The following is a 26,627-nucleotide window of genomic DNA, read 5'->3' as shown; positions in this document are numbered from 1 at the left end:
TCTTACTTCTCCTCGGTGGTACGGGCGTGGGTGACGGCGGGTTCCTTGCCGCCCAGGAGCAGGTAGAGGACGGCCATCCGGATGGAGACACCGTTGGTGACCTGTTCGGTCGCGGTGCAGCGGTCCGAGTCCGCGACCTCGGCGGTGATCTCCATGCCGCGGACCATCGGGCCGGGGTGCATCACGATGGCGTGCTCCGGCATCCGCGCCATGCGGTCGCCGTCGAGGCCGTAGCGGCGCGAGTACTCCCGCTCGGTGGGGAAGAACGCGGCGTTCATCCGCTCGCGCTGGACGCGGAGCATCATCACGGCGTCGGATTTGGTGAGCGTGGAGTCCAGGTCGTAGGAGACCTCGCAGGGCCAGGTGTCGACGCCCACCGGGAGCAGGGTGGGCGGGGCGACGAGGGTGACCTCGGCGCCGAGGGTGTGCAGCAGGTCGACATTGGAGCGGGCGACGCGGCTGTGCAGGACGTCGCCGACGAGGGTGATACGGCGGCCGTTCAGGTCCTGGCCGAGCCCGGCGTCCCGGCCGACCAGCCGGCGGCGCATGGTGAAGGCGTCGAGCAGCGCCTGGGTGGGGTGCTGGTGCGTGCCGTCGCCCGCGTTGATGACGGCGGCGTCGATCCAGCCGGAGGTGGCGAGGCGGTATGGGGCTCCCGAGGCGCCGTGCCGGATGACCACCGCGTCCACGCCCATGGCTTCCAGGGTCTGGGCGGTGTCCTTGAGGGACTCGCCCTTGGAGACGCTGGAGCCCTTGGCGGTGAAGTTGATGACGTCCGCGGACAGGCGCTTCTCGGCCGCCTCGAAGGAGATCCGGGTGCGGGTGGAGTCCTCGAAGAAGAGGTTGACGACGGTACGGCCGCGCAGGGTGGGGAGTTTCTTGATCGGCCGGTCGGCGACCCGGGCCATCTCCTCGGCGGTGTCGAGGATGAGGACGGCGTCGTCGCGGGTGAGGTCGGCGGCCGAGATGAGATGACGCTGCATCTGTCAGGCTCCGTAAGGCAGTTCAATCAGGCGAAATCGGGCAGACGGGGACGCGCGAGGGCGTGCCGAGCCGGCGCACGCCTCGGCGTGCGCGCGCTGTGCTACTGGGAGGTCCGCTTGGCGCCGAGCAGCACGGTGTCTCGACCGTCCTCCTCGGCGAGCAGGACCTTGACCGTCTCCCGCAGCGACGTGGGGAGGTTCTTGCCGACGTAGTCGGCGCGGATGGGCAGTTCGCGGTGGCCGCGGTCGACAAGGACGGCGAGCTGCACCGCGCGGGGGCGCCCGATGTCGTTCAGCGCGTCGAGGGCGGCGCGGATGGTGCGGCCGGAGAAGAGCACGTCGTCGACGAGGACGACCAGCCGGCCGTCGATGCCGTCACCGGGGATTTCGGTGCGGGCCAGCGCACGCGGCGGGTGCATGCGCAGGTCGTCGCGGTACATCGTGATATCGAGCGAGCCGACCGGGACCTTGCGCTCGGTGATCTGCTCGAGCTTGGCGGCGAGCCGCTGGGCGAGGAAGACGCCTCGGGTCGGGATGCCGAGGAGCACCACGTCGTCGGCGCCCTTGGCGCGTTCGACGATCTCGTGGGCGATGCGGGTGAGCACCCGGGCGATGTCGGGGGCCTCCAGGACGGGGCGGGCATCGGGGTGCGGGTGCGAGCTCTGCGAGGAGTTGTGCAGGTTTTGTGAGGGGTTGTGCTGGTTCTGCTTGTCCATACGAAACGGACCTCCTTCTCCGCCTCACGGGACGGACCTTAAAGGACGTCGGATTGCGTCACTCAGGCTATCAGGCCGGGATCGGTGCGTAGCGACACCCCCGGTCACACCAATGGAGTAGCCGATGTTCGCTACCACGGAAGAGTCGGTGTGGACCATTCGGCTTGACGCACCAGAGTAACGCTGCGTAACCTCACAGTGAGTTACCAGCCGCGCGGCATGGAAACCAGCCAGAGCCGCGTCGACACAGTGCCGGGGAGCTATATGTCCAGCGAATACGCCAAACAGCTCGGGGCCAAGCTCCGGGCGATCCGCACCCAGCAGGGCCTTTCCCTCCACGGTGTCGAGGAGAAGTCCCAGGGCCGCTGGAAGGCGGTCGTGGTCGGTTCGTACGAGCGTGGCGACCGCGCCGTGACCGTGCAGCGCCTCGCGGAGCTGGCGGACTTCTACGGCGTTCCGGTGCAGGAGCTGCTGCCGGGCACCACCCCGGGTGGCGCCGCCGAGCCGCCGCCGAAGCTGGTCCTGGACCTGGAGCGGCTGGCCACGGTGCCGGCCGAGAAGGCGGGCCCGCTGCAGCGCTACGCGGCGACGATCCAGTCCCAGCGCGGTGACTACAACGGCAAGGTGCTCTCCATCCGCCAGGACGACCTGCGCACCCTCGCCGTCATCTACGACCAGTCGCCCTCGGTCCTCACCGAGCAGCTGATCAGCTGGGGCGTCCTGGACGCGGACGCCCGCCGCGCGGTGGCCTCGCACGAGGACGCGTAGCCGCTCCGCGGGGTGCGTGAGGGCTGCTCGTAGATTGAGAAGCTCGCAGAAACGTGCCGCCGGGGTGGCGGGGAACCTTTGCTGGTTCCCCGCCACCCCGGCGGCTTTTTCGTGCACTGTGGGGTTACGGCGGCGGCGGGTGGGTGGGGGTGATTACGCCTGGCGGCGGAGTGACGGCTTGAGCTCCTTCAAGCGGCCGAGTAGGCCGTTTACGAAGGACGGCGATTCGTCCGTCGAGAACTCCTTTGCCAGCTGCACCATCTCGTCCAGGACCACCGCGTCCGGCGTCTCGTCCACCCAGATCAGCTCGTAGGCGCCGAGACGCAGGATGCTGCGGTCGACGACCGGCATCCGGTCCAGGGTCCAGCCGACCGAGTACTGGGCGATCAGTTCGTCGATGCGCTTCGCGTGCTCCGCGTAGCCCTCCACGAGTTGCATCGTGTACTCGCTCACCGGCGGCTGCCGGGTGTCGGTCCGGGAGTGCCGGATCCAGTCGGCGAGGACCGTCAGGACCTCCGTGCCGCGCTGGTCACCCTCGAAGAGGATCTGGAAGGCACGCTTGCGGGCCGTGTTGCGGGCAGCCACGGTTAGCTGTTCACCCGGCCGAGGTAGTCGCTGGTGCGGGTGTCGACCTTGATCTTCTCACCGGTGGTGATGAAGAGGGGGACCTGGATCTGGTGACCGGTCTCCAGGGTGGCGGGCTTGGTGCCGCCGGTGGAGCGGTCGCCCTGCACGCCCGGCTCGGTCTCCTGGATCGTCAGCTCGACGGCGGCGGGCAGCTCGACGAACAGCACCTCGCCCTCGTGCTGTGCCACGGTGGCCTCGAAGCCCTCGACGAGGAAGTTGGCGGCGTCGCCGACCGTCTTGCGGTCGATGTGCAGCTGGTCGTAGGTCTGCATGTCCATGAAGACGAAGTACTCGCCGTCCATGTACGAGAACTGCATGTCGCGCTTGTCGACGGTGGCCGTTTCGACCTTGACGCCGGCGTTGAAGGTCTTGTCGACGGTCTTGCCGGACAGCACGTTCTTCAGCTTGGTGCGCACGAAGGCCGGGCCCTTGCCGGGCTTGACGTGCTGGAACTCGACGACGGACCAGAGCTGGCCGCCTTCGAGCTTGAGCACCATGCCGTTCTTGAGGTCGTTCGTGGAAGCCACGGTTGCGGAATCTCCTGGACTGGACTGACGTGGACGACGGCCGGGGCGGGGGCAGGCGCACAGCACGGGGCTAGAGCGCGAGCAGCTCCTTGGTCGTGATGGTGAGTAGCTCGGGTCCGCCGTCCGCCTCGGGGCGCACGACGAGCGTGTCATCGATCCGGACTCCGCCCCGGCCGGGGAGGTGGACCCCCGGTTCGACGGTGACCGGCACGCAAGCGTCCAGTTTACCCATGGCCGCAGGGGTCAATTGAGGGTCCTCGTCGATTTCGAGTCCTACGCCGTGACCGGTGACCGCGTGCAGGGCCTCGGCGTAGCCGGCGGAGTCCAGGACCTGGCGTGCCGCGCGGTCCACGTCGCGGCAGGCCGCGCCGGGGACGAGGGATTCCCGGCCGGCGCGCTGGGCCGAGAAGACGAGGTCGTACAGCTCGATCTGCCAGCCCGCGGGGGCCGTGCCGATGACGAAGGTACGGCCGATCTCGCAGCGGTAGCCGCGGTAGGTGGCGCCGAGGCAGACGGAGAGGAAGTCGCCCTCCTCTACGCGGCGGTCGGTGGGGCGGTGACCGGGGCGGCCGGCGTTCGGGCCGGTGGCGACGGAGGTGGGGAAGGCGGGGCCGTCGGCGCCGTGGTCGACGAGGCGGCGCTCCAGTTCCAGGGCGAGGTGGCGTTCCGTGCGGCCGACGAGGATGGATTCCAGGAGTTCGCCGAGGGCCTGGTCGGCGATTTCCGCGCCGATGCGGAGGCAGGAGATCTCTTCTTCGTCCTTGACGACTCTGAGCTGTTCGACCGCGCCGGCGATGCCGGTGAGGCGGAGCCGGGGAGCGACGGAGCGGATCTCGCGGTGGCGGGTGACGGTGAGGTGGTGCTCCTCGACGGCGAGGGAGTCGGTGCCCTGGGCGAGGGCGAGGCTGGCCGCCGCGATGGCGGGGTCGCCGGTGAGGCCGGGCATCACATGGATGCGGAGTGACTCGTCGGGGCGGGTGTGGGGGGAACGGTCGTCCGGTGGACCCGCGCATACGAGGACGTCCTCGGTCCTGCCGAGCAGGAGGACGGCGCCGTCGGGGGCGGCGCCGGCGAGGTAGCGCACATTGGCGGGGCGGGACACCAGCGCCGCCGCGCTGCCGGCCGCGGTGCAGCAGTCCCGTAGCCGCGTCCGGCGGATCGCGTAGACCTCTGACATTCTTCGAGCGTAGGAGCGGTGGCTGGATGTCGCCGGTCGAGCGGGGCCGAGTGGGGGTGCGGCGGGGGCGCGTGCGGTGTGTGGTGGGGTCGGGGGTGTGGGGGTGCGGCTCGCCCGCCGCAGTCGCGCCCCTCCGGCGCTGCCACAGTGCCCCGGCGCGGGGCCCAGCTAAGCGGCGGCCTCCGCCCCACCCCCACACCCCCTCCCGCCCGTCGGCGGCTGCGGCCCACCCCGCCCCCGCTGCGGGCAGTCGTGCCGCTGGGGCGGCACGGGTGGGCGCAACGGCACCCGCCAACGCGGGAAGTGAAACCCCCGACGGCCACCCACGACACGGGCCAGCCACCCCCGCCACGGGCACCCGCCATCGCCGGCTGCAGGCCGCCCCGCCGCAGCTGCGGGCAGTCGTGCCGCTGGGGCGGCACGGGTGGGCGCAGCGGCACCCGTTAACGCAGGGAGTGGAACCCGGTCGCCGGTGCCGACGCGGTCACCACTGGGGTGGGCTCGCTATGGAGCCGGTCAGGACGTCGTCCAGGATGCGGGCCGTTTCGGGTATGTCCAGCTGGGAGTTGTCGATGATGGGCAGGCCCGAGCCGTACCAGCCGGCCATGCGGCCGTGGATACGGGCAACTTCCTCGTCGCTGAGACGGCGATTGCCCGTGCGTTCCGCGTTGCGTTCGAGGACGATGTCCAGGCCCGGCAGGAGGACCACCGGGAGCAGCCCGGGACCCACGTGCCGCTTCCAGCCGCCGAGGCCGACGACCGGACGGTCGGGGAAGACCGCGTCGTCGAGGATGCACGAGATGCCGTTGGCCAGGAAGTTGCGCGCGGCGAAGCCGCAGGTGCGGCGGGCCAGACGGTACTGCGCCTCGGAGTGGTCGTTCCACCCGGACTGCGGATCGGCGAAGCCCGAGCGGACCCACTCACGTACGTCGTCGAGGCTGATGTGCGCGGTCGGGACCCGGCGGTGGTCCGCCCAGTACTTGGCCACACTCGTCTTGCCCGCGCCCGCGGGGCCGATGAGCAGGACGGCCATGATCGTCCCGGCGGGGTCGGGCGCGGCCGGTGCCTGCGGCATCGCGACCGGGCCGCCGGGCGGCAGCGGCACATGGCCGGTGGTGTCCGGGGGCGGGGGCGCGGGGAAGCCCCCGGGCGCGGGTCCCGGGTGGTGTGCGGCCGGTGACCAGCCGACGGCCGGTCCGTGCCCCGGCTGATGGGGCGGCGGCAGCGGAGAACCCACTGCGTGCTGCATCCGGTGCCACTCCGTCTCGTACAGGCGATGGGGCGCTGACAGCGGGGGTTCCCGCGTGTTACCGAACGGTACCGCCCCCTGCCGTCGTTGTGTGAACGGCCGGGGGCGGTGATGAGTGCCCGTGTTACTCCCCCACCTCGCCGTACGCGGCGAGCAGGACGGCCGGGTCGGGTCCTTCGAACACCGTGGGCTTGGCGAGCCCGTCGAGGACGATGAAGCGCAGCAGGTCGCCGCGGGACTTCTTGTCGACCTTCATGGTCTCCAGGAGCTTGGGCCACTGGTCGTAGCGGTAGTGCAGGGGCAGGCCGACCGACGCGAGGATCGTGCGGTGGCGGTCCGCGGTGGCGTCGTCCAAGCGGCCTGCGAGGCGGCCCAGTTCGGCGGCGAAGTGCATGCCCACCGACACGGCGGCGCCGTGGCGCCACTTGTAGCGCTCGTTCTTCTCGATGGCATGGCCGAGGGTGTGGCCGTAGTTCAGGATCTCGCGGAGGCCCGATTCCTTGAGGTCCGAGGAGACCACGTCGGCCTTGACCCGGATCGAACGCTCGATCAGTTCCGCGGTGTGCGGGCCGGCGGGGGTGCGGGCGGACTCGGGGTCGGACTCGATGAGGTCCAGGATCACCGGGTCGGCGATGAAGCCGGCCTTGATGACCTCGGCCAGCCCGGAGACGTAGTCGTTGACCGGGAGGGAGTCCAGCGCGGCCAGGTCGCACAGGACGCCGGCGGGCGGGTGGAAGGCGCCCACCAGGTTCTTCCCCTCGGCGGTGTTGATGCCGGTCTTGCCGCCGACGGCCGCGTCCACCATGGCGAGGACCGTGGTGGGGATGGCGATCCAGCGGACGCCCCGCAGCCAGGTCGCCGCCACGAACCCGGCCAGGTCGGTGGTGGCGCCGCCGCCCACGCCGACGATGACGTCGGTGCGGGTGAACCCGGACTGGCCGAGCGCCTTCCAGCAGTAGGCGGCGACCTCGGCGGTCTTCGCCTCCTCCGCGTTGGGCACCTGGATCGCGATCGCCTCGTAGCCCTGCCCGGCGAGGTCCACGCGCAGCGCGTCGCCGGTCTCGGCGAGTGCTTCGGGGTGCACGATCGCGACGCGCTTGGCCTTCTCGCCGATCAACCCGCCGAGCTCGCCCAGGAGCTGACGGCCCACCAGGACGTCGTAGGGCTCCGTGCCCGCCGTCGCGCCGATGTGGATGCGCGTCACTGCCTCGTTGCTCATGCTTCCTTCAGCTCCAGTGCGTTCAGGACGGCCTCGGTGACCTCTTCGGGCGTCCGGCCGTCCGTGGCGACCACGGCCTCGGCGACATCCTCGTACAGATGCCGCCTGGCCTCCATCAGCTCACGCCACTGCTTGCGCGGGTTGACCGCGAGGAGCGGGCGGGCCACGCCCAGGCCGGTACGCCTGACCGCCTCCTCGACGTCCATCGACAGGTAGACGACCGGCTGTCCGGCGAGCAGGGTGCGGGTGTCCTCGTCGAGGATCGCGCCGCCGCCCAGGGAAAGGACTCCGTCGTGCCCGCTGACCGCCGCGCGCACCGCCCGCTTCTCGAGCGCACGGAAGGCGGGTTCGCCCTCGTCGACGAAGATGTCGGCGATGGTCCTGCCCTCGGCCGCGACGATGTCGTCGTCGGTGTCGCGGTAGCCGACGCCGAGGCGCTCGGCCAGCAGTCGGCCGACCGTGGACTTGCCCACGCCCATCGGGCCGACCAGCACGACCAGCGGGCTCACCGGACGGCCAGGTGGTCGAGGTACGACGTCACATTGCGGCGGGTCTCGGTGACGCTGTCACCGCCGAACTTCTCCGCCACCGCGTCCGCGAGGACCAGGGCCACCATCGCCTCGGCGACGATGCCGGCGGCCGGCACGGCGCACACGTCGGAGCGCTGGTGGTGGGCGGCCGCCTCCTCGCCGGTGACGACGTCCACGGTCCGCAGCGCGCGCGGCACGGTCGCGATGGGCTTCATCGCCGCCCGTACGCGCAGCAGCTCACCGGTGGTCAGTCCGCCCTCGGTGCCGCCGGAGCGGCCCGACGCGCGCTTGATGCCGTCGGGGGTGGCGAGGATCTCGTCGTGCGCCTTGGAGCCGGGCACGCGGGCGAGGTCGAAGCCGTCGCCGACCTCGACGCCCTTGATGGCCTGGATGCCCATGAGGGCGGCGGCCAGGCGTGCGTCCAGGCGGCGGTCCCAGTGGACGTGGGAGCCGAGACCGACCGGGACGCCGTAGGCCAGCACCTCGACCACGCCGCCGAGGGTGTCGCCGTCCTTGTGGGCCTGGTCGATCTCCGCGACCATCGCCTTCGAGGCGTCCGCGTCCAGGCAGCGCACCGGGTCGGCGTCCAGCCGCTCCACATCGGCGGGGGTCGGGTACACGCCGTACGGCGCCTTGGCCGCGGCCAGCTCGACGACGTGGCTGACGATCTCGATGCCGGCCGTCTCCTTGAGGTACGACCGGGCCACCGCTCCCAGTGCCACGCGGGCGGCCGTCTCACGGGCCGAGGCGCGCTCCAGGATCGGCCGCGCCTCGTCGAAGCCGTACTTCTGCATGCCCGCCAGGTCGGCATGGCCGGGGCGGGGGCGGGTCAGCGGGGCGTTGCGCGCCAGGCCGGCGAGCACTTCGGGGTCGACCGGGTCGGCCGCCATGACCTGCTCCCACTTCGGCCATTCGGTGTTGCCCACCATGACCGCGACCGGGGAGCCGAGGGTCAGTCCGTGCCGGACGCCGCCGAGGAAGGTGACCTCGTCGCGCTCGAACTTCATCCGGGCACCGCGGCCGTAGCCCAGCCGCCGCCTCGCGAGGTGGTCCGCCACCATGTCGGTGGTGATCGGCACGCCGGCGGGAAGACCCTCCAGCGTCGCGACGAGTGCGGGACCGTGGGACTCCCCCGCGGTCAGCCAGCGCAACCTGCTCAACGGTGTTCCTCCGTGCTTCGCGCCCCGGTATGCCCTGCGTACGCGTCCCTTCGCGTACGGCGGTGGCGTGACGGGGTGCGCGGCCCCGGTCCGCCACCTCCGATCCTCCCATGTCCGGCCGGGGTGTCCGGCCGCCGGTCCATCAGGCGGACGGCGGAGAGATCACGCCGGGCCGTCGCCCTGCCGCTGTCCGGGTGCGTAGGCGCCGAGGAAATCGGCACCGCTCGGCTGCTGCGGCTGCGGCGCGTACGGGCCCAGGTGGTCGGCTCCGCTTCCCTGGCCGTGCGGGGCCGCGGCCCCGAGCGGCGGGCCCGAGCGGACGGCGCGGCGGTGTGCGATCCTGCGTTTGATCTTGATGACCCGGGAGGTCACGACGGCGAGCACGATCAGGGCCAGCACCGTGATCTGCACCCAGTCGGGCAGGAAGCCCAGCGTGGACTCGAGTATCTGGGTCTTCCAGGATGCCAGCGGTATGCCTGCGGACATGGAACGCGATCCCCTCCCGCGTTCCGCCCCCTGCGGAACCGACAGTGGATCTTAGCGGGCGGCGAGGGCCCGTTCTCCCGCTTTTCGCATGGCGTTCAGCGGTGCCGGTGAGCGCCCCGTCATCTGCTCCACCTGGAGGACCGCCTGGTGCACCAGCAGGTCGAGTCCGCTGATCACGGCTCCCCCGTAGGCGGACCAGCGGGCGGCGAGAACGGTCGGCCACGGGTCGTAGAGCACGTCGAAGAGGGCCGTCGGGCGTTCCGGGACCGCCCGGGCGAACAGGTCGGTGACTCCGGCCGGGGTGGTGCTGACGACCAGCGGGGCGTGCAGGCCCCGTTCGGCGTCGTCCCAGTCGGCGATGCGTACCGCGACGTCGAGCCGTTCGGCCCACTGGCGCATCTCGGCGGCGCGGGCCTCGCTGCGGACGTAGACGGTGACCTCGCCCGAGCAGATCCGGGCCAGGGCGGCCAGCGCGGAGGAGGCGGTGGCTCCGGCGCCGAGGATCGCGGCGGTCTCCACCCTGTCGATTCCGTGCTCGCGCAGGGCGGCGACCATGCCGGGGATGTCGGTGTTGTCACCGGTCCTGCGGCCGTCCGGCGTGAGGACGACCGTGTTGACCGCTTCGACCGAGGCCGCGGTCTCGCTGACCGAGTCCAGCAGGGGAATCACGGCTCGCTTCAGCGGCATGGTCAGCGACAGTCCCGCCCATTCGGGGCCGAGCGTGTCGAAGAACCCGGGCAGTGCCTGCTCGTCGATCTCGAAGCGGTCGTAGGTCCACCCTTCGAGTCCCAGTTCCCTGTACGCGGCGCGGTGCAGCACCGGAGACAGGGAGTGGGCGATCGGGGAGCCGAGGACGGCGGCCCTGCGGGCGGCCGGCATCAGTTGCCCCTCGACGCGTTGAACTTGTCGACGAGCTTCTGGTGCTCCTCGATGGTCTTGGCGAACTCGGTCTTGTTCATGCCGTCCGTGGCGACGAAGTACATCCAGCCGTCGCCGGTCGGGTTCAGCGCGGCCTGCAGTGCCTCCTCGCCCGGGTTGCCGATCGGGCCGGGCGGCAGGCCCTTGTTCGTGTACGTGTTGTAGGGGTCGGGGTTGCTGTTGATCTCCGACTCGGAGATGTCGATCTCGCTCTGGCCCAGGAGGTAGTTGAACGTTGAGTCGAACTGAAGTTCCTGGTTCGTCTCTGTGTTGGTGGTCTTGAGGCGGTTGTAGACGACCTCGGACATCTTGCGGAAGTCGTCGTGGGTCTTGCCCTCGGCCTGCACCAGACTCGCCACCGTGACCAGTTCCCACGGTCCGTCGAGGCCGAGGCTCTCGGCCTTCGTCTCGAAGCCCAGCTCCTCGTACTTCTCGGTGGCACGAGCCACCATCTGCTGCAGCACGGCCTCGGGTTTCTGACCCTTGGCGACGGCGTAACTGGACGGGTAGAGGAAGCCCTCCAGCGGATCCTTGACGTTCTTGTGGTTCACGGCCCAGTCGGGCAGTCCGAGGGTCTTCCACTTGGTCTCGGCGACCTTGGCCGTGGTGCCCTTCTTGAGTTCGAGGCGCTTGTCAATGAGCTGGTAGACGTCGGCGTTGCGCTTGCCCTCGGCGATGATCAGGTTGTTGCGGCTCTTCGGGCTGAGCATGAGCTCGACGGCGCTCGCGGCCGACATCTCCTTCTGGAGCGTGTAGACGCCGTCCTGGATGGCCTTGCCCTGTGGGTGGGACGCCTGGGCCGCGACGAACGCTTCGACGCTCTTGACCACGCCCTCCTTCTTCAGCGCCTGGCCGATGGCGTAACCGCCGGAACCCTTGGGGATGGTCACGGTCACCTGCTCACCGTTGCCGGCTCCCGCGAAGTCGGCGGGGCTGCCGAAACGATCCTGGTAGAACTGGTAGCCGAAGTAGCCGACACCGGCCAGGCCGCCGCCGAAGACCACGACCACCACGAGACAGGCCAGGCCGCTGCGTCGCTTCTTCTGCTTGCCGCCCCGGCGCTCCCCGCCTCCGCGCCGGTCGTCCGGCTCGTCGTCGCGGCCGTCATCGCCGTCGCCCGCGAAGAAGGCGTGTTCCCCCTGGTCGGGGCCCGGGTCCCAGTCGGTCTCCGGCTCGGGTTCGGTGCGACGCCGGCGGCTGGGCGGTTCGGGCGGCGGGTAGGCGTCGGGGGTTCCGTAGTCGTCGGTCCGGTCCCCGCCGTACGGCCCGGTCTGCTGCCCGTACGGGTCCGTGGGGCCGACGGCGTACGGATCCTGGGGGCCGGTCGCGTACGGGTCCTGTGGGTGGGAGCCCATGGGCCAGCCGTTCTGGTCGTACTGCGGCTGTTGCTGCTGGTGCGGCGCGTACTGCTGGTCGTACTGCGGGTACTGCTGCTGTCCGTACCCGTGCTGCTGCTCGCCGGTGACCCAGTCGCCGTACTGCTGCTGCGTCTGCGGCTGCTGCGGATAGTGCTGCGGCTGGCCGCCGTAGGGAGACCGCTGACCCTGCTGGGCCTGCTGTCCTCCCCATCCGCCGTCCCCGTACAACGGGTCGTCCGGATGCCACGGTTCGGAGCCTGGGCCCCGGCCATACTCAGTCATCGATCCCCTAGAGCCGCGAGGCGGCGGTCGCCCCGGCCACCTGACGACCACGGCTCCCGATCCGCCTCTCTTTGTGCGGCGGCTGTTCGAACACCGGCCGCATCGCGCGGAACGTTACCGTATCGCGATCAGATGACCACTTCGACGCCCTCGCCGGGTGGCTTGCCTGACACCCGTTCGGATTCCAGTGCCTGCTGGAGGATGATCACAGCGGCCGCCTGGTCGATGACGGAGCGTCCCTTCTTCGACTTCACTCCGGAGGCGCGCAGCCCCTGACTGGCCGTCACCGTCGTCATGCGCTCGTCGACGAGCCGCACGGCGACGGGCGTGATCAGGCGGGCGAGCTCCCGTGCGAAGCCGCGGACCTTGGCGGCGGCCGGGCCCTCGCCGCCCTTGAGGGAGCGAGGGAGACCGACGACGACCTCGATCGGCTCGTACTCCTCGACGAGCTGCTTCAGCCGGCGGTGCGCGGCGGGGACGTCCCGGCCGGGGACGGTCTCGACCGGTGTGGCGAGGATCCCGTCGGGGTCGCAGGAGGCGACCCCGATGCGGGCGTCCCCGACGTCGACGGCAAGACGGCGGCCACGGCGCATCGCCGGGCCGTCCGTCCGCTCCTGCTCGGGTCCGTTCACTTGGCGGTGTCCGCCACAAGGCGCTCGACGGCGTCGATGGCCGGGCCGACGGCGGCCGGGTTCTGGCCGCCGCCCTGGGCGACGTCCGGCTTGCCGCCACCGCCGCCGCCGAGGGTCTTGGCGGCGGTGCGCACCAGGTCACCGGCCTTGAGGCCGCGCTCACGGGCCGCCTCGTTGGTGGCGATGACCGTCAGCGGCTTGCCGTTGTTCACGGCGAAGAGGGCGACGACGGCGGGCCGGCCGCCCTGGATGCGTCCGCGCACGTCCAGGACGAGCTTGCGCAGATCGTCGGCCCCGGTGCCGTCCGGGACCTGGCCGGTGACGACGGCGACCCCGCGGATGTCCTTGGCGGACTCGGCGAGACCGGCGGCGGCCTGGAGCACCTTCTCGGCGCGGAACTTCTCGATCTCCTTCTCGGCGTCCCTGAGCCTGCCGAGCATGGCGGAGACCTTCTCCGGCAGTTCCTCCGAGCGGCCCTTGAGCAGTTCGGTCAGCTGGTTGACCACCGTGTGCTCACGGGCGAGGAAGTTGTAGGCGTCCACGCCGACCAGGGCCTCGATACGGCGCACACCGGAGCCGATGGACGACTCGCCGAGCAGCTTCACCAGACCCAGCTGGGCGGTGTTGTGCACATGGGTGCCGCCGCACAGCTCCTTCGAGAAGTCGCCGATGGTGACCACGCGGACGCGCTCGCCGTACTTCTCGCCGAACTCCGCGATGGCGCCCTGCCTCTTGGCCTCGTCGATGCCCATGACGTCGGCACGCACGTCGAGGTCGCGGGCGAGCACCTCGTTGATCTTCTGCTCGACGTCGAGCAGCACCGTCTGCGGCACGGCGGACGGGGAGCCGAAGTCGAAGCGGAACCGGCCGGGCTGGTTCTCGGAACCGGCCTGGGCGGCCGTCGGGCCGAGGGCGTCGCGCAGCGCCTGGTGGGTGAGGTGGGTGGCCGAGTGGGCGCGGGCGATGGCCTTGCGGCGGCGGTCGTCGATGGAGGCGTGGGCCTTGGCGCCGACGGTGACCTCGCCGACCTGGACGACGCCCTTGTGGACGTAGACGCCCGGCACCGGCTTCTGGCAGTCGCGGACCTCGATGACGGCACCGGAGTCGGCCCTGATCCGGCCGGTGTCGCCGATCTGGCCGCCGCCCTCGGCATAGAACGGGGTGCGGTCGAGGACGATCTCCACCTCGTCGCCCTCGGTGGCCGCCGGGGAGGAGACACCGTCGACGAGGATGCCGACGACCGTCGACTCGCCCTCGGTGTCGGTGTAGCCGATGAAGTCGGTGGCGCCGGCCCGGTCGGCGATCTCGCGGTAGGCGCCGAGGTCGGCGTGGCCGGTCTTCTTGGCCTGGGCGTCGGCCTTGGCGCGCTCCCGCTGCTCCTTCATCAGGCGGCGGAAGCCCTCCTCATCCACGGACAGGCCCTGCTCCGCGGCCATCTCCAGGGTGAGGTCGATCGGGAAGCCCCAGGTGTCGTGGAGCAGGAACGCCTTCTCGCCGGGCAGGACGGTGGAGCCGGCGGCCTTGGTGTCGGACACGGCGGTGTCGAGGATATTGGTGCCGGCCTTCAGCGTCTTGAGGAAGGCGTTCTCCTCGGCGACGGCGACCTTCTCGATCCGCTCGCGGTCGGTGATCAGTTCCGGGTACTGCTGCCCCATCATGCCGATGACGACGTCGACGAGGTCCTTGACGACCGGGCCGGTGGCGCCGAGCAGCCGCATGTTGCGGATGGCGCGGCGCATGATGCGGCGCAGCACATAGCCGCGGCCCTCGTTGCCGGGGGTGACGCCGTCGCCGATGAGCATGGTGGCGGTGCGCATGTGGTCGGTGACCACGCGCAGGGACACGTCCGAAGCCTCGGAGTCGCCGTAGCGGACGCCGGTCAGCTCGGTGGCCTTGTCGATGACGGCCATGGAGGTGTCGATCTCGTACATGTTCTGCACGCCCTGCAGAATCATGGCGAGCCGCTCGAGGCCGAGGCCGGTGTCGATGTTCTTGCTGGGCAGTTCGCCGAGGATCTCGAAGTCGTCCTTGCCGGTGCCCTCGCCCCGCACGTACTGCATGAAGACCAGGTTCCAGATCTCCACGTACCGCTCGTCGTTGACGGCGGGACCGCCCTCGACGCCGAAGTCGGGGCCGCGGTCGTAGTTGATCTCGGAGCAGGGTCCGCACGGGCCGGGGACGCCCATGGACCAGAAGTTGTCCTTCTTGCCCAGGCGCTGGATGCGCTCCTTGGGCACGCCGATGATCTCGTGCCAGATCCGCTCGGCCTCGTCGTCGTCCTTGTAGACGGTGATCCAGAGCTTCTCCGGCTCGAGGCCGTAGCCACCCTTGTCCTGGGGCGTGGTGAGCAGCTCCCAGGCGAACTTGATGGCGCCTTCCTTGAAGTAGTCACCGAAGGAGAAGTTGCCGCACATCTGGAAGAACGTGCCGTGGCGGGTGGTCTTGCCGACCTCTTCGATGTCGGGGGTGCGTACGCACTTCTGCACGCTGGTGGCGCGGGCGAAGGGCGGCTTGACCTCGCCGAGGAAGTAGGGCTTGAAGGGCACCATGCCGGCCGGGACGAGGAGCAGAGTCGGGTCGTCCGCGATGAGCGACGCCGACGGGACGACGGTGTGCCCGCGCTCCTCGAAGAAGCTCAGCCAGCGGCGGCGGATCTCGGCCGACTCCATCAGTGGTCCTCATTCCGGTTGTACGGGTACGTCTTGTACGTCAGGCCCTCGGCGTACGGGGGGCTGTTGCGGTTCTCGATGACGGCGTAGCCCCGGGGCGGGGGCAGTTCGCGGTCGACGCGGGCGTTCAGCCCGAGCGCGTCGCCCAGTTCGGCCTCGCGCCGGTCCATGTGGTCGCGGACCTCGAGGGCGAAGTCAACCGCGCGGTCCTTGAGCCGGCCGCCGGCCTCGATCGCCTTGTTGGCCGCGGTGACGGCCAGGTTCTCGGGGGTGAGCTGCTTGAGCTTCCGGTTGACCTTGGTGGTGGCCCACACGCCGGCGGCGACACCGGTGGTGAACCAGAACGTTCGGCGGAACATCGTCGGGTCAGTCCCTCTTTCCCCGGGTCCGCTTGCTACGCCGCGCGCCCGGGACGGTGCGGCCCACGATCACGTTGCGCCTCGGCTCCTTGGCCGGGGCGTCGTCCTTGCGGCCGCTCATGGCCCGGCGTACGCCGTAGCCGAAAGCGGCGACCTTGACCAGGGGGCCGCCGAAGGTGGAGGCCACGGTGGTCGACAGCGCGGACGCGTTGGAGGTGACCTCCTGGACGTCGGAGGCGATCGCGTCGACCCGTTCGATCTGGGTCTGCGCGGACCGCACCGCCGCGGAGGCGTCGGCCAGCAGCGGGACCGCCTGGTCGGTCACCTCCGCCACGAGCTTGGTGGTCGCCCGGAGCGTCTGGGCCAGCCTCGCCAGCGCGACGGCGAGGAAGGAGACCAGGATCGCCCAGAACACGGCCACCAGGATTCCGGCCACCTCGCCACCGGACACTGTGTGCACCCGCTCCCTTGAAACGCGCCTGAACATCGAGAAAGTCGTGTGCACGAGCCTATCGCGCCGGTGACGTCAGTCCGTACCGGATTACCTCCCGTCACCGGCACAGTCGCGGGACGCCAGGCGGGGACGGAGCGAGCCCGCCGCCTCGTCCGCCCGGAAGGGCGGGGAGACGGCGGGCTCGGGATACCGCGTGCCTGCTGGAATCAGCGGGCGTAGTACTCGACGACGAGCTGCTCGTCGCAGATCACCGGGATCTCCTTGCGGTTCGGCTCGCGGTCCAGGCGGAACGCCAGGGCCTTGAGGTTCACCTGCAGGTAGCGCGGGATCTCACCGTCGGGGGCGAAGCCACCCTCACGAGCGATCGTGAAGAGGGTCTTCTCCTTGCTGCGCTCGCGCACCTCCACGACGTCGTCCGGGCGGACACGGAAGGAGGGCTTGTCGACCTTCTTGCCGTTGACCTGGATGTGGCCGTGGGTGACCATCTGGCGGGCCTGGTAGATCGTGCGAGCGATGCCCGAACGCAGGACCAGGGCGTCGAGACGGCGCTCGAGCTCGATGACAAGGGCCTCGCCCGTCTTCATCGACGTCTTGGAGGCACGCTCGTAGGCACGGACGAGCTGGCGCTCGGAGAGGTCGTACTGCGCGCGCAGACGCTGCTTCTCCAGCAGACGGACCTTGTAGTCCGAGTTCTGCTTGCGGCCACGGCCGTGCTCACCCGGCGGGTAGGGGCGGGCCTCGAAGTACTTGACGGCCTTCGGGGTCAGCGCGATGCCGAGGGCACGCGACTTCTTGACCTTGGGGCGGGACTGGTTCGCCACTTCTCTTCCTTTTCCTTTTCGGCTGCCTCAGGGTTACGGGAGGTCGCATCCGCAGCCGGGGAATTCCCGGCAGGTCCGCGCGGGACTTGCCAGGCAGCCGCTCCCCTGGTCTGGGCACATACGTGCAGCACACGAACGGCCCACCGACCGGTCCCGGAACTCAACGGGTGGTGGTGGGCTGCCCGCGACACCTACGACGGTGCGCGACGCTCCTGGATCGAAGGATCCGGCTGGATGTCCCGCCTGAGGCGCCGACCGGGGCCGGACACGGGACGCAGCACTGCGGGACAGTCTACAGGGTGGTCAGGGCCGCTTCCGACCGAGGTGCTTCCTGGTCCACTCCACCGCGTCCGCGTAACGCGCCTCCGCGCCGTGCCGGGTGGGCTCGTAGTACTCACGGTCCTTCAGGGCATCCGGCGCGTACTGCTGCTCGGCGATGCCCTCGGGAAGGTCGTGCGGGTAGGTGTAGCCCTTTCCGTGCCCGAGCTTCGTCGCGCCCTTGTAGTGGCTGTCGCGCAGATGGGACGGCACGGGCCCGGCCAGTCCCTTGCGTACGTCGTCCAGTGCGGCGCCGATGGCGGTGGTCGCCGCGTTGGACTTGGGGGCGAGGGCGAGCGCGATGGTGGCGTGGCTGAGGGTGAGGGCGGCCTCGGGGAAACCGATCATGGCGACGGCCTGGGCGGCGGCGACCGCGATGGGCAGCGCGTTCGGATCGGCGAGGCCGATGTCCTCGCTGGCGGAGATCATCAGCCGGCGGGCGATGAAGCGGGGGTCCTCGCCCGCCTCGATCATGCGGGCCAGGTAGTGCAGGGCGGCGTCCACGTCGGAGCCACGGATGGACTTGATCAGGGCGCTGGCGACGTCGTAGTGCTGGTCGCCGTCGCGGTCGTACTTCACCGCCGCCCGGTCGACCGTCTCCTCCAGCGTGGCCAGCGCTATCTCCGCCTCGCCCTTGTCGAGTGCGGCCCCGGCGGCGGCCTCCAGGGCGGTCAGCGCGCGGCGGGCGTCGCCGCCGGCGATGCGCAGGAGGTGGCTCTCGGTGTCCTCGGGCAGGGTGACGGCGCTCTTCAGGCCCCGCTCGTCGGCGAGGGCGCGCCTCAGCAGGTCCCGGATGTCCTCGTCGGTGAGCGGTTCAAGGGTGAGCAGCAGGGACCGGGAGAGCAGCGGGGAGATCACCGAGAAGTAGGGGTTCTCGGTGGTCGCCGCGATCAGCGTGACCCAGCGGTTCTCCACGGCGGGGAGCAGGGAGTCCTGCTGGGCCTTGCTGAAGCGGTGGATCTCGTCGAGGAAGAGGACGGTCTCCTGGCCGTACCCGCCGGAGGCGCGGCGGGCGCCGTCGATGACCGCGCGGACCTCCTTGACGCCCGCGGTGATTGCCGACAGTTCGACGAAGCGCTTGTTGGTGGCCTTGGAGACGACATAGGCCAGGGTGGTCTTGCCGGTGCCGGGCGGCCCCCACAGGATCACCGAGGAGGGGCCCGCGGGACCGGACCCCCCTTCGCCCACCAGTCTGCGCAGGGGGGAGCCCGGCTTCAGGAGATGCTGCTGACCCACGACCTCGTCGAGGGTGCGCGGGCGCATCCGGACCGCCAGGGGGCTGCCGGTCGGGTCCTTCTCCTGGCGTTCTTCTGCTGCGGCGGTGAACAGGTCGGGCTCCACGCTGAAACCCTAAAGCACCGCACCGACAACCCGGGGCGGGCGGTCAGCTGGTCCAGAAGTCCCACCAGCGGGTCAGGATCAGCATCCCGATGATGCCGATGTGCAGGACCGGCAGGACCCAGGTGAACTCGCCGAAGAAGCTCTTCAGCCAGCCCGGAGCCGGCAGGAAGCCCTGGCGGATGTTGAACGACGTCACGTACCAGAACATGATGATCGTGGCGACCCAGGCCAGGCAGCACCACAGGCACAGCGCGTTGATCCGGTAGAGCGACTGGAACATCAGCCAGGCGCAGAAGACCACACCGAAGAGCGTGCCCGCGTTGAGGGTGAGCCAGTACCAGCGCGGGAAACGGGCCCCGGCGAGCAGGCTCATGCCGACGCAGACGACGATGCCGTAGGCGACGAGACCGAGCATCGGGTTGGGGAAGCCGAACACGGAGGCCTGGTCGCTCTCCATGACGCTGCCGCAGGAGACGACCGGGTTCAGGCTGCAGCCGGGGACGAACGTCTCGCCCTTGACCTTGGCCTCGAGCAGCTTGAACTTGTCGAGCGTGATCACCCAGGAGGCGAGCACACCGGCGGCACCGGTGATCACCAGGAGCAGGGCGAGCGCCCGGCTCGCGCCCTCCGTGCGCGGCGCGGAGGCGGTGCGCTCCGGCGGGGCCGCGGGCTCGGGCTCCATGTCGACGTCCCTGACTGTCGTCTTGCTCATACGCCGATTCCGTCACTGGGAGTGGGGACTGCTTCGGGCAGGGGCCATTGTGCCGTACGGGACTGTGGTCCGCCGTTGCGCGGGCATAAGGACCTACCGGTCGTCACCCGTGAGCGTTCGGTTTCGGCCGATGTCCGTCGGAGCGCCGTACGGGCGTTTGTCCGTGGGAGCGCCGTACGGGCGTTCCGCACCGCGTCCCCCGTCAGGGTGTTCCGGCGTTCCACGCGGTGGACGACGAAGGCGTCGGGCACCCCCGGAGGTGCCCGGCGCCTTCGCGAGCCGTGTCAGCCGAGGCGTGACTCCAGCTCCGCCACGATCTCGTTGACGCCGACCGCCGTCTGCTCGCCGGATTCCATGTCCTTGAGCTGGACGACGCCCTCGGCGAGGTCGCGTTCGCCGGCCACGATCGCGTAGCGGGCGCCCGAGCGGTTGGCGGCCTTCATCGCGGCCTTGAGGCCCTTGCCGCCGTAACTGAAGTCCGCGGCCACGCCGTTCTTGCGCAGCTCGGTGACCTTCGCGAACAGCACACGGCGGGCCTCCTCGCCGAGCGGTACGGCGAACACGCTGGTGGTGGCGGGAAGTTCGAGCTCGACGCCCTCCGCCTCCAGGGCCAGCACGGTGCGGTCGACGCCCAGGGCCCAGCCGACGGAGGGCAGCGCGGGGCCGCCGATCATCTCGGACAGCCCGTCGTAGCGGCCGCCGCCGCCCACCGCGGACTGGGAGCCCAGACCGTCGTGGACGAACTCGAAGGTGGTGCGCGTGTAGTAGTCCAGGCCGCGCACCAGCTTGGGGTCGTCCTCGAAGGCGACGCCCGCCGCCGTGATCAGCTCGCGGACCTCCTCGTGGTACGCCTTGCACGCGTCGCAGAGGTAGTCGCGCAGCAGGGGGGCGCCGGTCAGCTGCTTCTGCACCGACTCGCGCTTGTCGTCCAGCACGCGCAGCGGGTTGATCTCCGCGCGGCGCAGGGTGTCCTCGTCGAGGTCCAGGCCGCGCAGGAAGTCCTGCAGCGCGGCCCGGTACACCGGGCGGCACTCCTGGTCGCCGAGGCTGTTGAGCAGGATGCGGAAGTGCTGCAGGCCCAGCGAGCGGTACGCCTGGTCCGCGAGGATGATCAGCTCGGCGTCGAGCGCCGGGTCCTCCGCGCCGATCGCCTCGGCCCCGACCTGGGAGAAGTGGCGGTAACGGCCCTTCTGGGGGCGCTCGTAGCGGTAGTAGGAGCCGGAGTACCAGAGCTTGACCGGGAGGTTGCCCGCCTTGTGCAGGTTGGCCTCCAGGGCGGCGCGCAGCACGGAGGCGGTGCCTTCGGGGCGCAGGGCGAGGCGGTCGCCGCCCTTGGTCTCGAAGGCGTACATCTCCTTGGTGACGATGTCGGTGGACTCGCCGACACCCCGGGCGAACAGTTCGACGTTCTCGAAGCCGGGCGTCTCGATGTAGCCGTAGCCGGAGCGCCGCAGCGGGGCGGCGATGGCCTCGCGGACGGCGAGGTACTTGGCACTGTCCGGCGGGATGAGGTCGTACGTGCCCCTGGGGGCCCTGAAGGTGCTCACGGAAGGTCTCGTCACATTCCTCGTCGGGGAGCCTCAGTGGTGGCTCCCTGGCCGGCGGCCACCTGCCGCAGATACGGGTTGGTGGCGCGCTCCTGGCCGATGGTCGTCTGGGGGCCGTGGCCGGACAGGACCACGGTCGAGTCGTCGAGCGGCAGGCACACGCGGGCCAGCGAGTCGAGCATCTCGGCCATGTCACCGCCGGGCAGGTCGGTGCGTCCGATGGAGCCGGCGAACAGCAGGTCGCCCGAGAACATGATCGGCGGGATGTCCGCCGCCTCGGGCAGGCCGAAGGTCACCGACCCCTTGGTATGGCCCGGTGCGTGCGCGACGGAGAACTCCAGGCCGGCCAGCTTCAGCAGCGCGCCGTCGGTGAGTTCCTTGACGTCGTCCGGTTCCCCCACGGTCAGCTCGCCCATGAGCGGCATGCCGATGGCACGGCCGATGCCCTTCTCGGGGTCGCTCATCATGTACCGGTCCTCGGGGTGGATCCAGGCCGGTACGTCGTGCGCTCCGCACACCGGGACGACCGACGCGACGTGGTCGATGTGGCCGTGGGTGAGGACGACGGCGACGGGCTTGAGCCGGTGCTTGCGGACCGCCTCCGCGACGCCGTCGGCGGCCTGGTGGCCGGGGTCGATGATCACGCACTCCTCACCGGCGGCGGGGGCGACGAGATAACAGTTCGTCCCCCAGGCCCCGGCGGGGAACCCGGCAATGAGCACGATCGTCCTTCGTTTGGGTCGTTACGGGAGGCTTGCGACGGGGCTGCGCCCGTGGTCAGAGCCTACCGGCGCTGCCGATTCCTCAGCGAACCCATATACGGTACGGGGCACACGCAGGCGGTCGGCTCACCGCACGCACGCACGCGTACCGGCCGGCACACAAGACGCATGAGGAGAGAACCCGGTGGTCAGCCAGGAACAGCGGCGGCGTCAGCTCGCCCGGGAGAAGTTCTTGCGGCAGCAGCAGCGGCGCACCGAAGCGCGTCGCAAGTCGCGGATCCGCAACGCGGTGATCGCGTCGGTGCTCGGCGTGGTCCTCGTGGGCAGCGGCGCGCTGTACGCGACCGGGGCACTGCAGCAGGACGACGACAAGGCCAACGCGAACGCCGAGGTCTCGCCGAGCGCAGCGCCGACCACCAAGGCGCCGGACCCGTGCGACAAGCCCGCGGAGGGCAAGGTCAAGTCGCAGACCTGGAAGAAGGAGCCGGCGATGTCCATCGACACGTCGGCGAAGTACACGATGAAGCTCGACACGACCTGTGGCGAGATAGACCTGGCGCTGAACGCGTCGGGGGCGCCGCACACCGTCAACTCCTTCGCGTTCCTCGCCAAGAAGGGCTACTTCGACCACACCAAGTGCCACCGGCTGACCACGAACGGCATCTACGTGCTGCAGTGCGGTGACCCGACAGGCACCGGCACCGGTGGTCCCGGGTACACGATCCCGGACGAGAACCTGAAGGACAAAAGCCTGAAGGACAACGTCTACCCGGCGGGCACGGTCGCGATGGCGAACACCATGCAGAAGGACAGTGGTGGCAGCCAGTTCTTCCTCGTCTACCAGGACAGTCAGCTTCCGCCCAACTACACACCGTTCGGCACCGTCTCGGACGCCGGCATGAAGGTGCTGAAGAAGATCGCCGGCGCCGGGGAGAGCACCGGAGCCGGTGACGGGGCGCCCAACGCGACGGTCGTGATCGACAAGGCGACCGTCACCGCATCCTGACCCCCAACTGCGAAATTTCGGTCGCGCGGGATGCGGACAGGCATCCCGTCGGTCGCCTATGTTGGCCGTGACGAAACTGTGGACGATGCCCGGGGGAGCTCGCAGGCCCCTCGACGGCATCATGTGGAGGAGGCGCTGTGAGCAGCGACCCGTGGGGCCGCGTCGACGAGACGGGGACCGTGTACGTGCGTACAGCCGATGGCGAGAAGGTCGTCGGTTCCTGGCAGGCAGGCTCCCCCGAGGAGGCGCTGGCCTACTTCGAGCGCAAGTACGAGGGCCTGGTTGTCGAGATCGGCCTCCTCGAGAAGCGAGTGAAGACCACCGACCTGTCGTCCAAGGACGCCCAGACCGCGATCGAGCATCTGCGTGAGCAGGTGGACGCCCATCACGCGGTCGGTGATCTGGACGCCCTCAGGGCCCGGCTGGACAAGCTCGTGGAACTGGTGGAGGCGCGTCGCGAGGAGCGCAAGGCGCAGCGGGCCCGCCAGTCCGACGAGGCGCGCCAGGCCAAGGAGGCGCTGGTCGCCGAGGCCGAGGAGCTGGCACAGTCCGATCAGTGGCGGGCGGCCGGTGAGCGGCTGCGGTCCCTGGTGGACACCTGGAAGGGCCTGCCGCGGCTGGACCGCAAGTCCGACGACGAGCTGTGGCACCGGTTCTCGCATGCGCGGTCGGCGTTCTCGAAGCGGCGCAAGCAGCACTTCGCGCAGCTGGACGCGCAGCGCGAGGAGGCCCGCAGGACCAAGGAAGGGCTGGTCGCCGAGGCCGAGTCGCTGTCGAACTCGACGGACTGGGGCCCGACGGCCGCCCGGTACCGCGAGCTGATGACGGAGTGGAAGGCCGCGGGCCGCGCCCAGCGCGAGCACGAGGAGGACCTGTGGAACCGCTTCCGCGGCGCCCAGGACATCTTCTTCGCCGCCCGCAGCTCGGTCTTCGCCGAGCGTGACGCGGAACAGGCGGAGAACCTGAAGCTGAAGGAGGAGCTGGCCGGGGAGGCCGAGAAGCTTCTGCCGATCACGGACCTTAAGGCCTCGCGGGCCGCCTTCCGCACGATCAACGAGCGCTGGGAGGCCATCGGTCATGTGCCGAGGGACGCCCGCCCGAAGGTCGAGGGCCGGATGCACGCCGTGGAGCGGGCCCTGCAGGAGGCCGAGGAGGCCGAGTGGCGCCGGACGAACCCGGAGGCGCGCGCGCGTGCCGCGGGTCTTACCGGTCAGCTCCAGGCCGCCGTGGACAAGCTGAAGGGCCAGATCGAGCAGGCGCGGGCGCAGGGCAACACCGCCAAGGCGGACAAGCTCGAGCGTGAGCTGGAGGGCCGCCAGGCGCTTCTGGACCAGGCCCTGAAGGGTCTGCAGGAGTTCGGCGGCTGAGGGGCTGGGGCACACCCGCCCGCACAGCCCGGAAGGGGCCGGCGCACCCGTGGTGCGTCGGCCCCTTCCGTGTGACTACGTGCGGTTGCGCGCCGAGGTCACCCGGTAGACGTCGTAGACGCCTTCCACGCCGCGTACGGCCTTCAGGACGTGGCCGAGGTGTTTCGGGTCGCCCATCTCGAAGGTGAAGCGGGAGGTGGCCACGCGGTCGCGGGAGGTCTGGACGGCCGCGGAGAGGATGTTGACGTGCTGGTCGGACAGCACGCGCGTGACGTCCGAGAGCAGCCGGGAGCGGTCGAGGGCCTCGACCTGGATGGCGACCAGGAAGACGGAGGACTGGGTGGGCGCCCACTCGACATCGAGGATGCGCTCGGGCTCACGGGACAGCGAGTCGACGTTGACGCAGTCGCTGCGGTGCACCGAGACGCCGCTGCCGCGGGTGACGAAGCCGATGATCGGGTCGCCGGGGACCGGGGTGCAGCATCGGGCCAGCTTGACCCACACGTCCTCGACGCCCTTGACGATGACCCCGGGGTCGGCGCTGGAGCGGCGCTTGCGGCTGCGCCCGCGGGCCGGCGGGACGCTCTCGTCGATCTCCTCGGTGGCCGCCTCCTCGCCGCCGAGGGCCTGGACGAGCTTCTGCACGATGTTCTGTGCGGAGACATGGCCCTCGCCGATCGCCGCGTACAGCGCGGAGATGTCCGAGTAGCGCATCTCGTGCGCCAGCGTGACGAGGGAGTCGCCGGTGAGGATGCGCTGGATCGGCAGGTTCTGTTTGCGCATGGCGCGGACGATGGAGTCCTTGCCGTGCTCGATGGCCTCGTCGCGGCGTTCCTTGGAGAACCACGCGCGGATCTTGTTGCGGGCGCGGGGCGACTTGACGAAGCCGAGCCAGTCGCGGGAGGGACCCGCGCCGGCCGCCTTGGAGGTGAAGACCTCCACCAGGTCGCCGTTGTCGAGGGTCGATTCGAGCGGTACGAGCCGGCCGTTGACCCGGGCTCCTATGGTGCGGTGGCCGACCTCGGTGTGCACCGCGTACGCGAAGTCCACGGGCGTGGCCCCGGCGGGGAGCGCTATGACGTCACCCTTGGGGGTGAAGACGAACACCTCGTTGCGGGACAGGTCGAAGCGCAGGGACTCCAGGAACTCGCCCGGGTCCTCGGTCTCCTTCTGCCAGTCCAGGAGCTGGCGCAGCCACGCCATGTCGTTGAGGTGGTCGTCCTTGCCCTTGCCGGACGACTTCGGGGCGTCGCTGCGCACCTTGGAGGCGCCGGCCACGGCCTCCTGCTTGTACTTCCAGTGCGCGGCGATGCCGTACTCGGCGCGGCGGTGCATGTCGAAGGTGCGGATCTGCAGCTCGACGGGCTTGCCGCCGGGGCCGATCACCGTGGTGTGCAGCGACTGGTACATGTTGAACTTGGGCATCGCGATGTAGTCCTTGAACCGGCCGGGGACCGGATTCCATCGCGCGTGCACCGTGCCGAGGGCCGCGTAGCAGTCGCGGACGGTGTCCACGAGGACGCGGATGCCCACCAGGTCGTAGATCTCCGCGAAGTCACGGCCGCGGACGATCATCTTCTGGTAGACGCTGTAGTAGTGCTTGGGGCGGCCGGTCACCGTGGCCTTGATCCGGGCCGCCCGCAGGTCCTGCTGCACCTCGTCGGTGACGATGGCGAGGTACTCGTCGCGCTTGGGGGCGCGCTCGGCGACCAGGCGGACGATCTCGTCGTACATCTTGGGGTAGAGGATCGCGAAGGCGAGGTCCTCCAGTTCCCACTTGATGGTGTTCATGCCCAGGCGGTGGGCGAGCGGCGCGTAGATCTCCAGGGTCTCGCGCGCCTTCTTCTCCTGCTTCTCGCGCTTGAGGTAGCGCATGGTGCGCATGTTGTGCAGCCGGTCGGCCAGCTTGATGACCAGGACCCGGGGGTCCTTGGCCATGGCGACGACCATCTTGCGCACGGTCTCGGCCTGGGCGGCCTCGCCGAACTTGACCTTGTCCAGCTTGGTGACGCCGTCGACGAGGAGGGTGACCACGTCGCCGAAGTCGCGGCGCAGGTCCTCCAGGCCGTACTCGGTGTCCTCCACGGTGTCGTGCAGCAGTCCGGCCATCAGGGTGGGCGGGTCCATGCCCAGCTCGGCGAGGATGGTGGTGACGGCCAGCGGATGCGTGATGTACGGGTCGCCGCTCTTGCGCTTCTGGCCGCGGTGCCAGCGCTCGGCGACCTGGTAGGCCTTCTCGATCTGGCGGAGCGTGGAGTTCTCGATCTTGGGGTCGTTGCCGCGCACGATCCGCAGCAGCGGCTCCAGCACCGGGTTGTACGGGTTGGCGCGCTGCACGCCGAGCCGGGCGAGACGGGCGCGGACGCGGTTGGAGGAGCCGGAGCGGGGCGGCTGGCCGGTGTTGGGCCGGGTCAGGGGGGCGGGGCGCTCGGGCGGGCCCGGCTTGGGGCGGGGCTGCTCGGGCTTGTCGACGGGAGCGGACTGGGCATGCTGGACCGGCCCGCGCGTGTCGTTCTTCGTCGCGTGGGGCGCGCTCGGCGCGGGCTTCGCCGCGGCCGCCGAGGCGGGCTCGGGCTTGGCGGCGGTCAGGTGCTGGGCCTCGTCTGGCAAGAGGACTCCTCGTGCGCGATCCGGGTCCCCCGGTCAGGCTCCGGAGACCCCATGGTAGCGATCCGCTGT

25 protein-coding genes are annotated in these 26,627 nt (G+C 70.3%); 3 read left to right on the top strand and 22 right to left on the bottom strand.

Features of this window, described 5'->3' with window-relative positions:
- Positions 1 to 2 precede the first annotated feature (2 nt).
- Positions 3 to 983: an aspartate carbamoyltransferase catalytic subunit gene (locus tag AB0L56_RS09000; protein ID WP_365420566.1), complete on the bottom strand. Its 981-nt coding sequence runs from the start codon at positions 981 to 983 to the stop codon at positions 3 to 5.
- A 101-nt stretch (positions 984 to 1,084) separates the two neighbouring features.
- Positions 1,085 to 1,699 carry a bifunctional pyr operon transcriptional regulator/uracil phosphoribosyltransferase PyrR gene (gene pyrR, locus AB0L56_RS08995; RefSeq protein WP_365420563.1) on the bottom strand — a complete coding sequence of 205 codons (615 nt, stop codon included), beginning with the start codon at positions 1,697 to 1,699 and terminating at the stop codon, positions 1,085 to 1,087.
- A gap of 264 nt (positions 1,700 to 1,963) precedes the next feature.
- On the opposite strand from pyrR, the gene bldD reads away from it, so the two are divergent.
- Positions 1,964 to 2,467 (top strand): transcriptional regulator BldD, encoded by a 504-nt coding sequence (bldD, locus tag AB0L56_RS08990; protein WP_006131213.1) that lies wholly within the window; start codon positions 1,964 to 1,966, stop codon positions 2,465 to 2,467.
- 153 nt (positions 2,468 to 2,620) lie between these two features.
- On the opposite strand, the gene nusB is transcribed toward bldD, so the two are convergent.
- The 19 genes from nusB to AB0L56_RS08895 all read right to left on the bottom strand — a co-directional run bounded on the left by nusB (position 2,621) and on the right by AB0L56_RS08895 (position 21,575).
- On the bottom strand, positions 2,621 to 3,052 hold the full coding sequence (gene nusB / locus AB0L56_RS08985) for a transcription antitermination factor NusB (protein WP_361033284.1): 432 nt from the start codon (positions 3,050 to 3,052) through the stop codon (positions 2,621 to 2,623).
- Positions 3,053 to 3,054: 2 nt separating this feature from the next.
- Positions 3,055 to 3,621: an elongation factor P gene (efp, locus tag AB0L56_RS08980; RefSeq protein ID WP_190167144.1), complete on the bottom strand. Its 567-nt coding sequence runs from the start codon at positions 3,619 to 3,621 to the stop codon at positions 3,055 to 3,057.
- A 70-nt stretch (positions 3,622 to 3,691) separates the two neighbouring features.
- Positions 3,692 to 4,798: an aminopeptidase P family protein gene (locus AB0L56_RS08975; protein ID WP_365420558.1), complete on the bottom strand. Its 1,107-nt coding sequence runs from the start codon at positions 4,796 to 4,798 to the stop codon at positions 3,692 to 3,694.
- A gap of 484 nt (positions 4,799 to 5,282) precedes the next feature.
- Entirely contained in the window at positions 5,283 to 6,047 is a 765-nt protein-coding gene (locus tag AB0L56_RS08970; protein ID WP_365420555.1) for a Pro-rich N-terminal domain-containing protein, read from the bottom strand.
- Positions 6,048 to 6,171: 124 nt separating this feature from the next.
- Positions 6,172 to 7,266 (bottom strand): 3-dehydroquinate synthase, encoded by a 1,095-nt coding sequence (gene aroB, locus AB0L56_RS08965; RefSeq protein ID WP_365420552.1) that lies wholly within the window; start codon positions 7,264 to 7,266, stop codon positions 6,172 to 6,174.
- Positions 7,263 to 7,745: a shikimate kinase gene (locus AB0L56_RS08960; RefSeq protein WP_365420696.1), complete on the bottom strand. Its 483-nt coding sequence runs from the start codon at positions 7,743 to 7,745 to the stop codon at positions 7,263 to 7,265. Before AB0L56_RS08960 ends, aroB begins: the two co-directional genes overlap by 4 nt.
- 26 nt (positions 7,746 to 7,771) lie before the next feature.
- Positions 7,772 to 8,956, bottom strand: coding sequence for a chorismate synthase (gene aroC / locus AB0L56_RS08955; protein ID WP_365420549.1), 1,185 nt, complete (start codon positions 8,954 to 8,956; stop codon positions 7,772 to 7,774).
- 162 nt (positions 8,957 to 9,118) lie between these two features.
- Complete coding sequence (locus AB0L56_RS08950) at positions 9,119 to 9,442, bottom strand: hypothetical protein (protein WP_365420546.1); 324 nt, start codon at positions 9,440 to 9,442, stop codon at positions 9,119 to 9,121.
- 51 nt (positions 9,443 to 9,493) lie between these two features.
- Positions 9,494 to 10,321, bottom strand: coding sequence for a shikimate dehydrogenase (locus AB0L56_RS08945; RefSeq protein WP_365420543.1), 828 nt, complete (start codon positions 10,319 to 10,321; stop codon positions 9,494 to 9,496).
- Positions 10,321 to 12,000, bottom strand: a complete 1,680-nt coding sequence (gene mltG / locus AB0L56_RS08940; RefSeq protein WP_365420540.1) for an endolytic transglycosylase MltG — start codon at positions 11,998 to 12,000, stop codon at positions 10,321 to 10,323. The genes AB0L56_RS08945 and mltG overlap by 1 nt, the downstream gene beginning before the upstream one ends.
- A gap of 128 nt (positions 12,001 to 12,128) precedes the next feature.
- Positions 12,129 to 12,593 carry a Holliday junction resolvase RuvX gene (gene ruvX, locus AB0L56_RS08935; RefSeq protein WP_361033520.1) on the bottom strand — a complete coding sequence of 155 codons (465 nt, stop codon included), beginning with the start codon at positions 12,591 to 12,593 and terminating at the stop codon, positions 12,129 to 12,131.
- 35 nt (positions 12,594 to 12,628) lie between these two features.
- Positions 12,629 to 15,301, bottom strand: a complete 2,673-nt coding sequence (alaS, locus tag AB0L56_RS08930; RefSeq protein ID WP_365420537.1) for an alanine--tRNA ligase — start codon at positions 15,299 to 15,301, stop codon at positions 12,629 to 12,631.
- Positions 15,301 to 15,660, bottom strand: a complete 360-nt coding sequence (locus AB0L56_RS08925) for a hypothetical protein (protein ID WP_361033260.1) — start codon at positions 15,658 to 15,660, stop codon at positions 15,301 to 15,303. The genes alaS and AB0L56_RS08925 overlap by 1 nt, the downstream gene beginning before the upstream one ends.
- A 7-nt stretch (positions 15,661 to 15,667) precedes the next feature.
- On the bottom strand, positions 15,668 to 16,120 hold the full coding sequence (locus AB0L56_RS08920) for a DUF948 domain-containing protein (RefSeq protein ID WP_365420534.1): 453 nt from the start codon (positions 16,118 to 16,120) through the stop codon (positions 15,668 to 15,670).
- A 200-nt stretch (positions 16,121 to 16,320) separates the two neighbouring features.
- Positions 16,321 to 16,935, bottom strand: a complete 615-nt coding sequence (gene rpsD, locus AB0L56_RS08915; RefSeq protein WP_019523761.1) for a 30S ribosomal protein S4 — start codon at positions 16,933 to 16,935, stop codon at positions 16,321 to 16,323.
- Positions 16,936 to 17,238: 303 nt separating this feature from the next.
- Positions 17,239 to 18,594 carry a replication-associated recombination protein A gene (locus AB0L56_RS08910; RefSeq protein WP_365420531.1) on the bottom strand — a complete coding sequence of 452 codons (1,356 nt, stop codon included), beginning with the start codon at positions 18,592 to 18,594 and terminating at the stop codon, positions 17,239 to 17,241.
- A 43-nt stretch (positions 18,595 to 18,637) separates the two neighbouring features.
- Complete coding sequence (locus AB0L56_RS08905) at positions 18,638 to 19,306, bottom strand: vitamin K epoxide reductase family protein (RefSeq protein ID WP_365420528.1); 669 nt, start codon at positions 19,304 to 19,306, stop codon at positions 18,638 to 18,640.
- Positions 19,307 to 19,590: 284 nt separating this feature from the next.
- Positions 19,591 to 20,853, bottom strand: coding sequence for a histidine--tRNA ligase (gene hisS, locus AB0L56_RS08900; protein WP_365420525.1), 1,263 nt, complete (start codon positions 20,851 to 20,853; stop codon positions 19,591 to 19,593).
- Positions 20,854 to 20,864: 11 nt separating this feature from the next.
- Positions 20,865 to 21,575: an MBL fold metallo-hydrolase gene (locus AB0L56_RS08895; protein WP_365420523.1), complete on the bottom strand. Its 711-nt coding sequence runs from the start codon at positions 21,573 to 21,575 to the stop codon at positions 20,865 to 20,867.
- A 184-nt stretch (positions 21,576 to 21,759) separates the two neighbouring features.
- Between AB0L56_RS08895 and AB0L56_RS08890 the strand changes: the two genes are divergently transcribed.
- Entirely contained in the window at positions 21,760 to 22,581 is an 822-nt protein-coding gene (locus AB0L56_RS08890) for a peptidylprolyl isomerase (RefSeq protein WP_361033241.1), read from the top strand.
- A 137-nt stretch (positions 22,582 to 22,718) separates the two neighbouring features.
- Entirely contained in the window at positions 22,719 to 23,948 is a 1,230-nt protein-coding gene (locus tag AB0L56_RS08885) for a DUF349 domain-containing protein (RefSeq protein WP_365420520.1), read from the top strand.
- A gap of 75 nt (positions 23,949 to 24,023) precedes the next feature.
- Here AB0L56_RS08885 and relA read toward each other — a convergent pair whose 3' ends face one another.
- Positions 24,024 to 26,558: a GTP pyrophosphokinase gene (gene relA / locus AB0L56_RS08880; RefSeq protein WP_361033235.1), complete on the bottom strand. Its 2,535-nt coding sequence runs from the start codon at positions 26,556 to 26,558 to the stop codon at positions 24,024 to 24,026.
- Positions 26,559 to 26,627: the final 69 nt, after the last annotated feature.

Origin of the sequence: Streptomyces sp. NPDC052079 (genome assembly GCF_040680275.1) — a bacterium.
GTDB lineage: Bacteria > Actinomycetota > Actinomycetes > Streptomycetales > Streptomycetaceae > Streptomyces.
The sequence above is the reverse complement of the archived record's forward strand: the minus strand, read 5'-3'. Positions and strand labels throughout refer to the sequence as shown.